The following is a 14660-nucleotide window of genomic DNA, read 5'->3' as shown; positions in this document are numbered from 1 at the left end:
TAAAGCCGGTAATGGAGAATTGCCGGCTTCATTTTATTAATTCAAGCAAGAACAATTTATCTTTCCTTATGGGTATTAATGAGGGAGACCCAATTTTTCAAATAAAACCCGGTTCCTACTTTTAGCATCTTTGAGCATTTTTTGATAAGAGATTACCTCTATGTAAGCGTTATACTTTTCATGAAAATTAAAGAAGCCCAAATTATCTGGAGTTCGTTTATAATCTCTGTCTTCAAGGATCTTTGTCAGGCTTTGATTGAAATCACAGACAATATATGCGTAAAATGGAGTCTTATCTTTATCAAGTTGAATCAATTTACCACGTCTATCAGTTGCCCCATTTTCACGGATGATTCTAATATAAGAAATAACTTGATCAACAGGATTCTTCTTCTCGGTTGAGATAGAATAGTGGTTCCGTTCCGGTCTCTTAAACTCAACTATAACAAACGAATTATGCGGGGCTTCGTCGTTGACAAAAGCAAAACTTGAGTTGAAGATTAATAGATCCAATCGGTCTTTACTTTCAATTCCTTCAAGAACAGGAATTTGATTTATTACCTTATCAGAAGCTAAATAGTAATGGTATGAAAGTCTTTCATCAATTAACCATAAATTTTGCTGTTCATAACTTATTTCATCCGACTCCTTACGAATCGGGAAGAAAATATTATGAATAGTTTCTTCTGTTTGGAATTCCCCATTTTCATCGGCACCCAATGAAATATCAAGCAACTCGATTACTGCTTTCCGATGGACAATGTATCTTGCTAAATTAGATTTGCCAATATCATTAAATTTCTCAATATACTCCTCATACCTCTTCATGTAATCCTGCGAAGACCGAATATCATCACTAACTTTCAATATACTTTCTCCCAATTCTTTTATCTCCAATTCAAGATCATTTTGAATCTTGAACAATTCAATATTTAACTTGTTCCCAGACAAGTTTGGAGGCATCATTTTTATTATATCAGACTTATATTTTACAAGAGGTTTGTACTGTGGTGCATTTTCACTGATATGATCTCTATACTGAAAAAATTTAGTCTCCCTGATTTCTGACAGATAGCTTTCTAATAGCTTTTCTAATGTATCAATAACTTTTGTTCGTATCTGTTTTAAGGACAGGTCTTCTAAGTTATCAACCTCTATTTCATCATCATTATCTCCAACTGGAAAGTGAAAATCAGTTCTTTCATTATCGACATTGATGTCCAGGAAATTACCAGTAACATAGCATTGATATGTAAATTCCTTGCCATCGGCATCCTTAATAAGTTTTCCTAAATCAGGAATATATTTAACCAGGTTTTCAGCAAACACTTCTCTTTCATTAGCACAATAATGGATTTTGTGCCCTCCTTTATTTTCATAAAGTTTTATTAAGTGTAACTTAAATGAAAACCTATCCTCAATAATTATCTCTGCTTCAGTATGACTTGTTCCGATAGTTTCTCCATATAAATCCTGAAGTAATATTTCGCTGTTGTTACTTTCAAGTATACGAATGTATGGGCATTTGTTAAGAACAAAATAAATTAGAAAATGCTCGATTATTTTATGACCTATTTCTTTCAATGATTTAGGTATACCTCTCTGAAACTCCGGACGAATCGTATCTAGATACACTATAGTCCCCGTTCTATTCTCCGCGCTGGACTCTAATATATACTCGTCAAAACCAGATGGTTTTAAACTAAAATAACGCCTTTGTCTCTGCGCATTACATTCTATATAAATACTATCGAAAGCTATTGATCTAAATGCCTTCAAGCAGACAAATCTACCAATACCTTTAGCACCTTTATCAATTTTGTATTCTGATTCAGCTGTCAAGAAAGAATGAAAATTGCGCTCATTGAAACCAATTCCATTGTCTTCAATAATAAATGATTTGACTGGTGATATCTCCACGTTCTTCATTTCCTCCAGCGTAGTAAGCTCCCCATTTCGTAGTAGGGTTATAATAATTTCTCCTGAATCAAGATTACCCTTTTCTTCAATTGCATGTATAGCATTACTTATAGATTCATAAAGAGGCCACATAGCCTTTCCTCTAGATAATTGTGTATTTCTAACTTTACCCGCAGAATTTGTATGAAATTTTGGTAATACTAATTGCTGTTCCATTAGAGATAAATTACCATCTAAAATAGCAATTTTAAAACTAATTAAATTAGGATGCGAAACTATTTTTCACAACAATTCAATGGGAATACATTTACATTTAAATCCTTATCTGACCTATCTCAATTCAATATATTGCTGATCATTCCGACTTCTTTGTTAAGCGTAAAATAAATTGAAATATTTATTTCATTATCTAATGTATAAACCCTTTTCTCAAACCAATCTCTCTATATCAAATCCATATCATAAACATCCGACAAAAACATAAAGTAGCGATATCTGTTATTCCCTTTATTTTCACTTCTAAATATTCAAAAACGATAGCGTACGAAAACTATGAGGAATAAACTGCCATTTAGTGGAGTCAATAGTATTAACTATTTCAATAATATGAATAAAATAAAAAAACCGCGACTAGCGCGGTTTCAATTTTTTCGTTGCCCAACCTGGATTCGAACCAAGACAAACAGAGTCAGAGTCTGTCGTACTACCGTTATACTATTGGGCAATTTCTATTTCCTACTGAATGTATCCTTTGATAAAATCTCACCAAAGCATCATTGTTTCGGGAGGGCAAAGGTACATTTTCTTTTATTTTTACCAAATTTTTCTCCTGAAATCCCAATATTTTTTTCATTAAAAGCCCTTCAGTATCAACTCAAACGGCCATTTTCGCGTAATTATTCCTAAATTAACAGCGGCTAAAACCCAAATCTCATGCGCCGCATCTTCCTCACACTCGCTGCTTTTCTCTCCCTGACGCTCACCGCTGCAGCCCAGGACAATACCACCGTAAAACCGGTATTGCTGGGAAAAATTGACAACGATAAACTGGAAGAAGCCTCTGGAATCGCCTCCAGCGTACCACTGAAAGGCTACTACTGGACGCACAACGACAGTGGCAATAAACCGGACGTATTTCTAATAAACAGCAACGCACATGTGGTAAGTGTTTTACGCATTGAAAACGCGTCTAATAGAGACTGGGAAGATATCGCGGAAGGCATCGGCCCCGAAAAAGGAAAAAGCTATGTGTATATAGGTGATATTGGCGATAATGCCGCTGTGCGCAATCATATCAAAATATATCGCTTCCTAGAACCCACCACTGTTCCTGCTGCTAAAGCGAGCATAACAGCGGATGTCCTGAAACTAGAATACCCCGATAAACCCAAAGATGCAGAATCATTAATGGTAGACCCTATCTCTAAAAATATTTATATTATCAGCAAGCGACAAAAAGCTGTTCACCTCTATAAAACCCCGCTCCTATTTAAAGATGGCGATCATGCAGTGCTCAAAGATCTCCTCACCCTTCCTTTTACCTGGGTCACTGCCGGCGATATCTCCAAAGATGGACATCATATCGTTATCAAAACCCTCACTACTGTTTATTACTGGCATCGTAAAACAGGTGAAACTGTAGAACAGGCCATGTCGCGCCCCGGTACCCAACTTCCTTACATCCCCGAAAAACAAGGCGAAGGCATCACGATTACCCCAAACAATGATGGTTATGTGACTATCAGCGAAGGAGAAGCCTCTCCCGTGTTTTTCTATAAGTGGAAATTCTAATTTTCTCATAATTATATTGTCTTTTTTGTTGCCGCTGACATCTCATTTCAGTAGCGACTGGTATACTTGTATACTATTCTACCCCTGAAGTCTATACCCTCAAAAACAGTGCTTCCTCACTGCAGGAAATGCTGTTGATAAAACCATAATAGTATGCCAGCAAAAAAAGCAATCATCATTGGGGCAGGCCCCGCAGGCCTTACTGCCGCATATGAACTACTGCAACGCACCAACATTACCCCTGTAGTCCTGGAAAAAAGCACAGACATCGGTGGAATATCGAAAACCGTTAACTATAAAGGAAACAGGATCGATATCGGAGGGCATCGCTTCTTCTCCAAATCTGACCGCGTGATGGAATGGTGGATGAATATGATGCCGCTGCAACAAGAAGCCGCGGCCGCATTCAGTATTACCTATCAACGCAAAACAAGAGAAGTTAGGAAACCTGAAAATAGTGATACGGATACCCTCGTAGCCCGCAATCCCGACCTAATTATGCTAGTGCGTCAACGACTGTCGCGCATCTACTTCCTAAAAAAATTCTTTAACTATCCCATCCAGCTTTCTCTCGATACACTTCGTAAACTCGGACTGGCAACAACTATCAGCATTATGTTCTCGTATATGTATGCCCAGTTGTTCCCAAGAAAAGAAGAGAAATCACTGGAAGACTTCATGATAAATCGTTTCGGCAAAACGCTCTACCACCTGTTCTTTAAAGACTATACAGAAAAAGTATGGGGCATTGCTTGTAATAAAATATCTGCTGAATGGGGCGCTCAACGTATCAAAGGTATCTCCATCGGTAAAGCCATCTCCCATGCGCTGAAATCAGCCTGGGACGCAGGTAAACCCAAAGATATCAATCAGAAAAATGTGGAAACAAGCCTCATCGAACAATTCCTCTATCCCAAATTTGGCCCTGGTCAACTCTGGGAAGAAGTAGCCCATCAAGTAACAGAAAAAGGCGGCATTATCCACATGCAACATGATGTGACTAAAATATTCACAAAAGGAAACCAAGTAACCGCTATCGAAGCAGTAGATAGAACTACCGGCGAAGCCACCATCTTGGAAGGCGATTATTTCTTCTCCACTATGCCCATGCAGGAACTCATCGCTGATATGCAAGGCGATGTACCTGAAAATGTACGCCAAGTGGCTGCAGGACTCTTATACAGGGATTTTATTACAGTAGGTATTCTCCTGAAAAACCTCACCTTCAGTGATCCGAAATCAGGCGCGGTGAATCCTATCGAATTAAAAGATACCTGGATCTACATACAAGAAAAAGATGTACGTGTAGGTCGTTTACAACTATTCAATAACTGGAGTCCTTACATGGTGAAAGATCCCAATACCACTTGGGTGGGAATGGAATACTTCTGCAATATCGGCGATGGTTTCTGGGAATTGAAAGAGGAAGAAATCCGTCAGATCGCTATTGACGAATTATGTAAAATCGGACTGGCTCGCCATGAAGATGTACTCGATGCTACCGTCTTGCGCATGGAAAAAACATATCCTGCCTACTTCGGTACCTACGACCGCTTCGACGAACTCAGAGCTTATATCGATACGTTCGAAAATATTTTCCTCGTAGGACGTAACGGTATGCACAAATACAACAACTCCGACCACTCTATGCTGACCGCTATGGTGGCCGTGGATAATATCTGCAATGGTATCACTACCAAATCAAATATCTGGTCTATCAATACAGAACAGGAATATCACGAAGAGAAAAAATAATGATTCACAGTATGTGATCCTCAAAATACCCAGAGATGTTGTTCGCTTCTTACCGCAACCCCAAATCTACGGAATACAGTTTCCGTCACTTCCTCCTTGCCGACAGGCGTAACCTCCTGTTGGCTGGGGTGGCGGCCATAACTATCTTGCTAAACCTGATCATCTTCAAAATGATCTATCCTTATGCAGACATTACTGCCGATACAGATACTTATATCACTGCAGCAACATACAACATGCCTGCCAACCTTTGGCCGGTAGGATACTCTCAAATACTTCGACTCTTTCATTTTATTTCAGCCTCTGAAACCGCACTAGTGGCATTTCAATATATATGCCTCCAATGTGGTGCTTTCTTTCTGTATTTCACGATATTATACCTGCTAAAACCAGGAAAGATTTTTCGCTACGGTGCATTTTTCTTTTTACTTATTAACCCTTTATTTCTTTATCTCAGCAACTATGTAATTACAGAGGCGTTATTCCTTGCCCTTGGGTTTACCTGGTTTGCGCTGTTGCTGTGGATGCTCTATAAACCCGGATTGTTTATTTTCCTTCTTCATGGCATTGTACTGGCGCTGGCTTTCACCATCCGGTATAATGCCATGTTTTTTCCTATAGTGGCTGCATTTCCGCTTATTATTTGTCGTGCTCCCATGTGGAAAAAAGCGATAGCAGTAGCCCTACCGTCACTGCTGATAGGCGCGTTCATCATCTTCACTATGAATGCGACCTACAAAGCCACAGGCGTACGGAAATTTTCCGTTTTCAGCAGTTGGCAACTGGCCAACAACGCGATGTACATGGCGCCCTACATTCCATACGACACCCTACACATTCCGCAGGATTGTAAACTGATTCATCAATTTACACACGCATTCTATACCAGCTCTTATTTTGATGCTGCGAAAGCAACACCCGCCAATGGGGCCTATTATATGTGGGAAACAAATGGTCCTATGAAAGCATTACTGTCTTATTATGAGCGGAAATACAGTATTGACGATAACTTCTCCGGTTGGGCACATACTGCTCCTGTATTCCAAGAATATGGTAACTATCTTATTTCACATCATCCATTTGCCTTTGCTAGGTATTTCTGGATACCTAATATGGTGGAATACCTGCGCCCATCACCTGAGTTGATTGGTGATAATATCCGTGCCAAACATGGTACGCCACTCGTTATGCAATCCTGGTTCCATGGTACTCCAGCTACAGTTAGCAGTCCATTACCAGGTGTGCAAACTTCCATCATGATGAAATACGTGATGCTGATAGTATTCCTCCAGTTTATTTTTCTGGAAGAAATTATACGTTATTTATATTTAAAGAGACACCGTTACGCAAGACGGATATTCAACAAAGTATTGGTGTTATTCGGTGTTTTCGTGATGGTGAATTTCTTCTTTAGTACCCTGGCCGCTCCAGTAGTATTGCGTTATCAGTTAATGTTGATGGTCCTGCAATTGTTTGCCACCCTATTACTGATAGAAAAAAATGAAAACAATCCGATTCCTACTCCCAAAGAAATGAAGGAAGACGAGGCGATGTTGGGGATTTAAATAATGGGCTTATTCTTCTCTTAATCGTTCATCCGTATACGTGATAGCGGTTTTACCATGTGGAACGGGTTTACCATGTTCATCCACACTTACAAACACCATTCTATCAATGGTTAGGATACTTTTATGGGTAATCTTGTTACGTACTTCACAGGTCAATGTTAAGGAGGTACGTCCAAAATGAGTAGCTTTAATACCTAGTTCCACAATGTCTCCCTGACGCGCAGAATTGATGAAATTAATTTCAGACATGTACTTGGTCACACAACGATTGGTTCCCAACTGAATAATGGAATAGATCGCAGCTTCTTCATCAATCCATCTCAATAAGCTACCACCGAAGAGCGTACCATGTGCATTCAGGTCTTCCGGTTTTACCCATTTCCTTGTATAAAAATTCATTGCATCCTCGATTTAATTCTGCTCAAAATTAGCGCATTCTCTATAAAGCAACTGTTAAAATCTCAATGCTGGTGCATCATCGTGATGATTTCGGCTGTCTCATAATCCGGGCATCCTTCACTTTTCCCTGCTACCAATGCTCCCAGCGCATTCCCAAAACGAAGCGCTGCTCCCGGCTTACTACCAGATAACATAGCATGGATATACCCAGCCAATAATGCATCTCCACTGCCAATGGTATCCACTACCTGCACCTTATGTCCCGGCTGCTGATAAAATTCACCATCTTCATACAATAAACATCCCTTCGCTCCCAATGTTACCAGTACTGCCCTCCATAAAAACCGATCCCTGAGTTGCCTTACCATTGCTCGCATATCTCCTTCAATCCCATACCAACCACACAACTCATGCAACTCATGCTCATTCATCTTTACGATATCGGCATGCTCCAATAACCAAGTGATATGAGTACTGCTATAATGTGGAGGACGCAAGTTTACATCCAGCACACGCAATCCGCGCACTTTACTTAGCAGTGCCTGCAATGCCTGCTTGCTGACATGATTCCTGGAAGAAAGAGATCCGAAAATAATACAGGCTGGATGTGGCGATTCCAGCGCTTCCCAAAGTATATCTGTGGTAATGTAATCCCAAGCTGCGGGAAATAAAATATCATAGGCCATTTCTTGTGCTGGGGTAACAGTGGCGATGACCTTGCCGGTGGCGACTGTTGGATCTACCTGGATGTAGGCAGGATCAAGCCCATAACCCCGCATCAACTGCAGCAAGCGATCACCATACTCATCCTTACCGATGCGTGTAACCATTGCCGTTATATGATGCAGCTTCTGTAGATGATAGGCTACATTCATAGGCGCACCGCCAGGCAACTCCTTATCTGGCAGAATATCCCAGAGCACCTCTCCGAAGCAGACAATTTCTGTTTTCATATACAGAAAGTTAACAAACTCCCGGAAAATAAAAAACCGCTATAGTTAAAAACTATAACGGTTTCTTTAAAGGTAAAGCCTCACGTTGCCCGACCTGGATTCGAACCAAGACAGTCAGAACCAAAATCTGATGTACTACCCTTATACTATCGGGCAATGCTAGTCATTAGCACCATTGATTTATCATCAACGGACCGCAAAAGTAGGATATTTTTGAAAAAAAACAAGAGGTTGAAAAATTTTTTCAAAAAAAATAAGCTGGAGGAGATCTCCATCCAGCCTATACTTCATGGTTGGTCTAAAATTACTCTCCGTAAATCTCTTTCAGTTTTTTGTCCAAAGCCTCTTCCTCACTACCATATCGGCCAATGATGACTCCCTCTGGATTGATGAGTATTTTAGTAGGCAAGGAATGAATACCATACCTCAAGGAAATATCATTTGGATTATTTTTCATGGCTTCGAAATTCAGACTCGCTCCTCTGCGGACATGTCTCCATGGTAAACCATCTTTTTCTACAGCCGCCACCCAGGCTTTTTCTGTCCTGTCGTCATCTGCAATACCAACTATATCAAATCCTTTCGGCTGATATTTTGCATACAAGGTTTTCAGGTGCGGATTCCCTTTTCTACATGGTACACACCAGCTAGCCCAGAAATCCAGCAATACATATTTCCCTTTATAATCACTCAACGATAATGCCTTTCCAGTCATATCCGGTGCAGTGAAAGCAGCAGCTACTGCTCCCGGAGAGCCAAGCTCCAAACTGTGAATCTCTTCCGCTATATCTTTCGCGAAGCCAGTTTTCTTTGTAGCAGGACTGAGCTTTTGATAATACTCCTTCAGTTCCGTCAGCGGAAGATCACCCACGTGATAACGAAGCATATATGCGGTGATCACAGAGGTAGGATACTTTTTGAAAAACCGGTAATCTGCTTCCCTATTTTCGGTAAAGTATGGTGCCAGATTTTCACGGATGGCCGCAGCTTTATCATGATCTTTTTCATTTCTCATGGCATCCAGTGTAGACTGATATTTCTGCTTGATCTGTATCTTCTCCTGCTGTAATACCCGCAGTCCTTCATTTGCGGGATCTCCGCCTGTGATAGTGGCGGAAGACATACTATTCCAGGAAGAGACGAATGATTGTGTTCCCGGCGCCAGGGCAAACATGGCTTTATCATCGCTCCGCAAGTCGCGCTGTACATAGGCAATCGCCACTGTTTCCAGCTTGCCTTTCAGTATGAATGTACCATTCTTCAGTTGCATCGAATCAATGGTACGATCGCCGGCACTATCCAGATACCACACATACACTGTACCATCTTTATGGTCAGTGATCTTACCATTGAGCTGAAAATTCTTTTTCTCCTGCGCATGGGATACAACTGTCAGTGTCATAAATCCCAACAGGGTGAAGGTGAGCTTTTTCATAAGTTCAATTAAAACGGATTTTGTGTAAGATTAGGATTGACAGTAATTTCAGTTGCAGGTATAGGATAAATCATACTCTTGTCTGTAGCTGGAATATTTATATGGCTGCCAGGCACGGTACTTCCTGTATAATCACGCACTACAGGCAGTCCATTGCGTAGCAAATCAGCTCTTCTACGACCTTTCTCAAATGCAAATTCTATCCTCGACTCATCCAATACCACCTGTAATACATTGGATCTGCCATGAAGATTTGCCAGTTGATATAAACCGGTGCCACTGATACCTGCACGGGTTCTTAACAGGTTCACATCATCCAATGCGGCCTGTGGATTGGTATTTGCATTGGCCTCCGCGCGGATGAGGTACATATCAGCGAGTCTGTATACCACTGGAGAACTCACCGCAGTATTACCACTCTGTATAAACTTGGTGGTAAAATAACGATCACCACTAGTAGTCGATAGCTTGGTATAAAACCCCAATCGTACGTCTCCTGCGGTTTCATTTAGTAGACTAAGTAATGGCGCAGATACCGCAGCATATTTGGTTTGAGTATAGTTGTAACCCAATCCGTAAAAGCCTTTCGCTTGTCCATCGACACTCTTGATAGTAAAGATGGTTTCTTTATCCGTTCCAGCGCTATGATCGTTATTGAAATAAGTGAGGTAATTGGTACCAGTTACCAAAGAAAACTTACCACTGTTAATTACTTTTTCCGCATAACTGATAGCTTTGGTATTGTCGCCTGCATTCAGCCATAGTTCGGCGAGGGCCGCCCAGCAAGCCTCTTTATTGGCATATGCATTGGCTTTAGGCTGTGTAAGCAAAGTAGCTGCTTTTTCAAAATCGGCTGCTGAAAGCGTATACACTTCCTTCACGGTATTCCTGGAAGGCAGCAATGTTGCATCCGTAGAGATCACATACGGCACTCCTGGATTTGCGCCAGCATTTTGTGCAAACGGTTTACCGAAAACCTGTACCAGTTGCATATGCAGGAATGCGCGCAAGAAAAGCGCTTCCCCCTTCAACTGTAGCAAGTTGGCCGCTGCATTATCAGGAATGGCGTTAATCACCATATTCGCATGATAAATGGCTTTATATCCTGTTCCCCATGTTTGTATATCCATCATGGAAGAGGTACGCATAAAAGAATAACTCTCGATGCTGGTAGTCGTGGCATTATTCCCCGCCTTCATCACCTCCACATTATCTGTACTCATCTCCACCTGGTTCATATAAGGGGTGATGAATTTATAATTATTCACAAGTGAGTATACGCCACTCAATGCTACCTGCAAATTATCATAACCAGTGAGTGCAGTAGATGCATCCAAGTCTGTTTTGGGCTTGAGATCCAGTGCGCTCTTGCAGGAACAGAGCATCCCTATAAACATCACGCCAATGATACTAGATCGCTTTATATTGATTGCCATTGTGATTTAATTTAAATTAGAAGGTTACCTGTATACCACCCAAAAACCTTTTCGTGAAAGGAGTTTTTCCTTCATTCTCTTCTCCGAATGCATTCTCCGGATCCATACCAGTGAATTTTGTCCAGGTCATGAGGTTATCGCCAGAAACAAACAAATTCAGTTTGGAGACTTTCAGTTTTCTCACCACATTATCCGGGAAATTATACCCCAGCCTTACGTTTTTCAATCGCAGGAAATCACCATTGTCCAAATATCTGGATGTAGGGAAATAGGCATCCACCTTATTGCCGGCCTTTGGTAGATCAGCAATTTGTCCAGGATGCTGCCATCTCACTTGTCCCGCCAATGGTGCAGCATTGTTGGAGCTTACATCAGATCCATCCAAATCCAGATCCGCACGGGTACGGTTCAGCATTTTATAGCCGCCAAAGTAACTCAGCATCACGGTGAGGTTGAAATTCTTATAGCTGAAGTTATTGGACATACCCGCTATATATTTAGGATCACTGCTCCCCAATACTTGAAGGGTAGCATTACCTGGATTATTGGTATAAGATACTTTACCTGTATAGTTACCATTGGCATCCTTTTCCAATACTTCAAAACGAGAGTTACCAGTGGCAGGATCTACGCCTGCATACACTGGCATGAAGTAGCTATTCATCGGCTGACCAATCATTCTTGCTGTACCCATATACTGCCCATCATACAGTTTATCCGTACCTGGTTGGAGTTCCAGTACTTTATTTTTATTGTATGCAAAAGTGAGATCAGTAGACCACTTAACAGCCGTGTGTTTCAACTGTCTAGTATTCAAAGTCAGTTCAATACCCTTGTTACGAATACGTCCCATATTGGCATAGTAAGCATTACCACCACTGGTGGCAGGAGGAGTAACACGCAACAATAATCCTTTATTCATTTTTTGATATAGCTCCAATGTTACATTCACGCGATCCCAGAAGCCTGCATCAATACCGATATTGGTTGTGTATTGCATTTCCCAGTGCAGGTTTGGATTTCCTTGTGCTGTTTGCGTAGCGCCGGTTTGACGGTTGTACTGATCACTGGAGGCCAGATAGCTATATAAGGAGAGGTACTGATAAGCTCCTAAAGGTAGATCATTACCAGAAACGCCATAGCTGAAGCGGAGTTTCAGGAGATCTAGATTCTTCGCATTACGCAGGAACTGTTCTTTGCTCAATTGCCATGCACCACTGAATGCGTAGAAATTACCATACTTGTTGTTCTGTCCAAATTTGGAAGATCCATCTCTTCTGAAGCTGGCGGTTGCAAAATATCGTCCATCATAGGAATAGTTGAGTTCAGAGAAGGCAGAGAGATAGGCCGTTTCTGTAATAGCGTTCCGAAATACAAGGGTGGTCTGATCTCCGGCGCCAATACTTTGGATACCAGGCTTCAAACCATAAACGGAAGCGCTAGTATTCTTTACGGTTACTTTATTATATTCAAATGCAGCAAGTCCGCTGATATGATGCTTACCAAATGATTTATCAGCCTGCAACATTTCAGTTGTAATAATATTTCCGGTATTAGGAGTAGACAAAGTCATGAGACCACCACGATAGAAATAGTTACTTGTCACATCTCTAGGATCTACATAATTCGATAACTCTCCATGTAAAAAGCTGTATCGGTTACGGGAGCTAAATGTCAGCCAGTTGGTTAGTTTGTAACGGAGACTCAGGTCAAAGGAGCCGATCGTGTTTTTGCCGGTTCCGAAATCATAGTCTTTTCCATAGAGTGGGTTATACCATATACCGCTGTACCAACCTGGTTCATTCATTCCTCCCACTTTCACAGCGCCATCAGGGTTATAAGGAATATCCCATGGCATCAGGCTCCAAGCATTGGTGTAAGGTGAATAAAATCCTCCACCACGTTGACTAGCATAGGAAATACTCGCATTAGAAGAAAGCGAAAGTCTTTCTGTAGCTTGAAAATCCGTGTTAAAACGGAAGTTACACTTCTTATAACTATCGGTTATAAGTGGCGCTACTTCATTGAAATAATCGCCCGATGCATAGTATTTAATACGACTATCCCCACCAGAAATCCAAAGGTTGTAATCCTGTGTCTGCCCCGTACGACGCACCAGGTCATTCCAATCAGTGTTATACTTCAACACGCTGTCTGGCACCATGGTGTGTACATACTTATTTACGTCTGCATCGCTGGCATTTGGATTGGTAGCCAGGTATTGGTTACGATAAATTTGTTGTAGCAGGTCAAAGCGTTCCTGACTGTTCATCATGCGGAATTTACCCTGACTTACTTTATTCGCACCATAGGTTACATTTCCACCGATGCGGGTGCCTCCTGCGCCGGCTGCGCCTCTTTTGGTAGTAATCACCAATACCCCGTTTGCTGCTCTGGAACCATATATAGCTGCAGATGCTGCGTCTTTCAGTACGGTTACAGATGCTATATCCGTAGAAGAAATGCTGGAGAGAGGATCTGTGGAACCACTGTAACTTTGAATGATACCATCAATTACCACCAGTGGTTGGGTAACATCATATCCCATAGACCCTTTACCACGAATGACGATGGAAGATGCGGTATTGGAACCGCTGTTTCCCCCGCCCACAGTAATATTCAGGCCTGCTACTTTACCTTGGAGATTATCGAGAATGGATTGAGTGGTAGTTGTTTGAAGATCTTCAGAGGTTACCTGCGAAACCGCTCCTGTCAACTCCCCCAGTCGTTTACTGGTGTAACCGGTTACTACCACTTGGTTCAGGGATCGTGGTGTTTCCTGTAATGTCACGTACAATGGGCCTTTTACCGTATCCATCTTAATATCCCGACGGTCATATCCCAAGAAAGAAAATTCCAACTGCTGGCCTTTACTTGCATTCAGATGAAAACTGCCTGTTCCGTCGGTGGCTACACCGCTGTTCGTTCCTTTAACGCGAACAGAAACACCCGCCAGCGGTTCACCGGATAAAGTAGTAACGGTACCATTTATCTGTGATCCGTTTGCTTGATCCGTTGATAACTGTTGGCTGTCATTTCCTTTTATTGCACCGGGAGCAGTGATGTAGATGTATTTGCCTTGTATGTGCCAGTTATATTGCTTTCCCAACACGGCATTCAGCGCTTCTTGCAGGGATGCCTGTTGCAAATTCACCGTTACACGTCTATTAAGATCCACCTCCGTATCACTGTAAAAGAATTCGTAGGATGTTTTCTTTTGAATATCCTGCAATACTGATTTCACACTCCTGTCTTTAACAGATAATGTAATGGCTGCTTTAGGTTGCTGGGCTTTCACTTCCACTATACCTGCATAAACACTGATGCAGGAGCATAGCAGGGTGGCACGTAAAAGTAGTGCCCAGCCTTCGCGGAAAGGCATAGGTATCCCCTTTAGTTTCAT

General features: G+C 41.5%; 9 protein-coding genes and 2 tRNA genes. 3 read left to right on the top strand and 8 right to left on the bottom strand.

Features of this window, described 5'->3' with window-relative positions; translation table 11 throughout:
- Positions 1-75: 75 nt before the first annotated feature.
- Positions 76-2136: an ATP-binding protein gene (locus tag JO154_RS09525; RefSeq protein ID WP_291944313.1), complete on the bottom strand. Its 2061-nt coding sequence runs from the start codon at positions 2134-2136 to the stop codon at positions 76-78.
- Between the two features lie 437 nt (positions 2137-2573).
- Positions 2574-2644 (bottom strand) — tRNA-Gln (locus tag JO154_RS09520).
- A 209-nt stretch (positions 2645-2853) separates the two neighbouring features.
- On the opposite strand from JO154_RS09520, the gene JO154_RS09515 reads away from it, so the two are divergent.
- From JO154_RS09515 to JO154_RS09505, 3 genes are all read left to right on the top strand, one after another.
- Positions 2854-3711: a hypothetical protein gene (locus tag JO154_RS09515; protein ID WP_291944310.1), complete on the top strand. Its 858-nt coding sequence runs from the start codon at positions 2854-2856 to the stop codon at positions 3709-3711.
- Between the two features lie 153 nt (positions 3712-3864).
- Positions 3865-5466 (top strand): NAD(P)/FAD-dependent oxidoreductase, encoded by a 1602-nt coding sequence (locus JO154_RS09510; protein WP_291944307.1) that lies wholly within the window; start codon positions 3865-3867, stop codon positions 5464-5466.
- 35 nt (positions 5467-5501) lie between these two features.
- Positions 5502-7031: a hypothetical protein gene (locus JO154_RS09505; RefSeq protein ID WP_291944304.1), complete on the top strand. Its 1530-nt coding sequence runs from the start codon at positions 5502-5504 to the stop codon at positions 7029-7031.
- Between the two features lie 9 nt (positions 7032-7040).
- Here the strand turns inward: JO154_RS09505 and JO154_RS09500 are convergent, their stop codons facing one another.
- The 6 genes from JO154_RS09500 to JO154_RS09475 all read right to left on the bottom strand — a co-directional run bounded on the left by JO154_RS09500 (position 7041) and on the right by JO154_RS09475 (position 14660).
- On the bottom strand, positions 7041-7433 hold the full coding sequence (locus tag JO154_RS09500; RefSeq protein ID WP_111590280.1) for an acyl-CoA thioesterase: 393 nt from the start codon (positions 7431-7433) through the stop codon (positions 7041-7043).
- A 62-nt stretch (positions 7434-7495) separates the two neighbouring features.
- A complete protein-coding gene (locus tag JO154_RS09495; protein WP_291944298.1) occupies positions 7496-8386 on the bottom strand; it encodes a carbohydrate kinase in 891 nt (296 codons plus the stop codon).
- Positions 8387-8471: 85 nt separating this feature from the next.
- A tRNA-Gln gene (locus JO154_RS09490) sits at positions 8472-8542 on the bottom strand.
- 148 nt (positions 8543-8690) lie between these two features.
- On the bottom strand, positions 8691-9821 hold the full coding sequence (locus tag JO154_RS09485; protein WP_291944295.1) for a TlpA disulfide reductase family protein: 1131 nt from the start codon (positions 9819-9821) through the stop codon (positions 8691-8693).
- Between the two features lie 8 nt (positions 9822-9829).
- Positions 9830-11257: a RagB/SusD family nutrient uptake outer membrane protein gene (locus JO154_RS09480; protein ID WP_291944292.1), complete on the bottom strand. Its 1428-nt coding sequence runs from the start codon at positions 11255-11257 to the stop codon at positions 9830-9832.
- 16 nt (positions 11258-11273) lie between these two features.
- The gene (locus tag JO154_RS09475) at positions 11274-14660 is read right to left on the bottom strand and encodes a SusC/RagA family TonB-linked outer membrane protein (RefSeq protein WP_291944287.1); all 3387 of its coding nucleotides are present in this window, start codon (positions 14658-14660) and stop codon (positions 11274-11276) included.

The organism is Chitinophaga sp. (genome assembly GCF_019236475.1).
Lineage (GTDB): Bacteria > Bacteroidota > Bacteroidia > Chitinophagales > Chitinophagaceae > Chitinophaga.
This window is presented reverse-complemented; position numbering and strand designations above follow the sequence as displayed.

Bases quoted from the DNA above. Each gene is read 5' to 3' on its own strand.
- JO154_RS09525 (WP_291944313.1), bottom strand. From the start codon at position 2,136: ATGGAACAGCAATTAGTATTACCAAAATTTCATACAAATTCTGCGGGT.
- JO154_RS09515 (WP_291944310.1), top strand. From the start codon at position 2,854: ATGCGCCGCATCTTCCTCACACTCGCTGCTTTTCTCTCCCTGACGCTC.
- JO154_RS09510 (WP_291944307.1), top strand. From the start codon at position 3,865: ATGCCAGCAAAAAAAGCAATCATCATTGGGGCAGGCCCCGCAGGCCTT.
- JO154_RS09505 (WP_291944304.1), top strand. From the start codon at position 5,502: ATGTTGTTCGCTTCTTACCGCAACCCCAAATCTACGGAATACAGTTTC.
- JO154_RS09500 (WP_111590280.1), bottom strand. From the start codon at position 7,433: ATGAATTTTTATACAAGGAAATGGGTAAAACCGGAAGACCTGAATGCA.
- JO154_RS09495 (WP_291944298.1), bottom strand. From the start codon at position 8,386: ATGAAAACAGAAATTGTCTGCTTCGGAGAGGTGCTCTGGGATATTCTG.
- JO154_RS09485 (WP_291944295.1), bottom strand. From the start codon at position 9,821: ATGAAAAAGCTCACCTTCACCCTGTTGGGATTTATGACACTGACAGTT.
- JO154_RS09480 (WP_291944292.1), bottom strand. From the start codon at position 11,257: ATGGCAATCAATATAAAGCGATCTAGTATCATTGGCGTGATGTTTATA.
- JO154_RS09475 (WP_291944287.1), bottom strand. From the start codon at position 14,660: ATGAAACTAAAGGGGATACCTATGCCTTTCCGCGAAGGCTGGGCACTA.